The sequence below is a fragment of the Saezia sanguinis genome, from assembly GCF_003991585.1.
GTDB classification, from domain to species: Bacteria; Pseudomonadota; Gammaproteobacteria; order Burkholderiales; family Burkholderiaceae_C; genus Saezia; species Saezia sanguinis.
The window spans coordinates 1-1907 of sequence record NZ_PQSP01000018.1 but is presented as its reverse complement, the minus strand read 5'-3'; the positions used below and the strand labels follow the sequence as shown (position 1 = coordinate 1907).

At 55.4% G+C, this 1907-nt stretch carries 1 protein-coding gene; it reads right to left on the bottom strand.

All coding sequences use genetic code 11. The features are described 5' to 3' along the window. On the bottom strand, window positions 1-1712 hold a 1712-nt coding region (locus tag CUZ56_RS14810), incomplete at its 3' end, for a beta strand repeat-containing protein (protein ID WP_148113762.1). Window positions 1713-1907: the final 195 nt, after the last annotated feature.

The window sequence follows — 1907 nt, the reverse complement described above, 5'->3', positions numbered from 1 at the left end:
CCGATGGCGTTGCCGCCACCCGTGTTGGTGCCTACGACCTTGATGGTGCCGTTGCTGAACTCGACTTCTGTCTTGCCGCTGTTGCTGCCTGCATCTATACCGTGGTTAAGAGTCGATGCGGTGGCTTGGCCAGTTGTGATACTGCCGCTGGTCGTGATCTCCAAATTTCCGGCATCGGCAGCTACCTGAATGCCCGCACCATCCGCAGTGACAATGCTTCCTGTCGTGCCCTGAATGACCTGAATGGTATCGTCTCCCAGAGCGTTCACGTAAATGCCTGAGGCATTGCCACCGCTAGTCCGAATGGCACCTGTGTTGCGTACTTCAACCGTGCCACCGACACTCGAGGAGTGATCCGCCATCACGTAGATGCCTCGTGCCTGGTTTCCTCCGGTCGTAATTTGTCCGGCATTATCGGCTTGAGCCAGGCCCGAGCCGTAAGCCTCCACGTAGAGGCCATGTGCAGTATTTCCCTGCGTTTCAATCTCTCCCGTGCTGGTACTGGTGGCTGAGATGGTACTGTTGACACCGCCAGTCTGGCTTGCATAGAGACCATGGGAATCGGACTGTCGTGTGTTGATGCTGCCGTTGTTTGTGGCAGTGACACTGCCATCCGTCGTGACGTATTGCCTTGCGTAGATTCCAAAAGACCGACTTCCTGTCGTGGTGACTGTGCCATCGTTGGTAACCGTCAGCGTGCCGCTATTCAATCGTTGATACGCGCCAAGACCGTAGTTCAGCATGATACCGCCGGTCGTCAGGTCGCCCTGATTGGTTACGGTCATCACCCCGTTTGCAGTCGTCGATTCCTGCCATGCGTCAATGGCATAGCTGGCAAAAGAGCCGTTGGAAATGATAGTGCCGCTATTGGTGATGGTTGCCGTATTCGTCGCGCTGCCTCTTTGTTCTACCCGAAGGCCATCGGTCGTGTCGCCGGAAGAGTAGATCCGGCCACTGTTATTGACCTGGGCCTGCTGAGTGGTGCCGGTTTGCTGATACAGATAAATGCCGTGACTGGCCTCACCCGTTGTGGTGATGTTGCCTGTGTTGGTGACCTCCGCCTCGGGGCCTTCCAGAAATATGGCATGGCCCCGGTAGCCGCGGGTCTGAACAAGACCGGCATTGTTGATGATTGCACTGACGGAGGTACTGCTCACATGGATACCGTAAGCATTGCCAGTGGTGGTGGTGTTACCCCCTGTCACATCAATGTAGGTGTCCGCATCAGTTGTAATAGTGACTCCTTCTCCCCCCGTCACACGCACGCCGGCCCCACTTCCGCTGGTGCTGGTTACCGCAATCCCGCTCCTATTGGAGTTAGTTACATACCCCAAATGCAAACGACTGTAACCATTCGGTGATTCCAGCCGGATGCCTTCCAGATTTCCCGCAGTTCCGTTGAGGGTAACATTTGCGCTGCTTTCAATCGCTGCAGTGGCACCCGCTGTGTCGGTACGCGCATATATGCCAGCGGAACTGACGGTGAGATTTTGCATGTTTATCATGACATTGTTGACACCCACTGCCACCGAGCCGTAATCATTCCCCGCAACGCCTCCATTAACCCCCGCCATACTGATCATCGCCGGCTGACTCGTCGGCAGTGAAGCTGCGGAAACGTTGAAGGTAATGTTGGAGACATTGAGCGTTTTAGGCCCGGTCGACCCGGCACCGCTCACCTCAATAACGGGTACGATGAGCGTTTGCCCCATTCCGTCGCACGTTGAAACAGAACCTGTGGTTGAACAAACGCTACCAGGCGTTGCTGCCCATGCAACAGCTGAAGACAACAACGCCAATGCACTCAGCGCCAGTATGCTGATAGCACTTACATGGACACAACTCCCCGAAATGCAGGAGGCACGTTGTGAGCACTACGCCGTCTTATTGCCGGATAATCAGGTTAT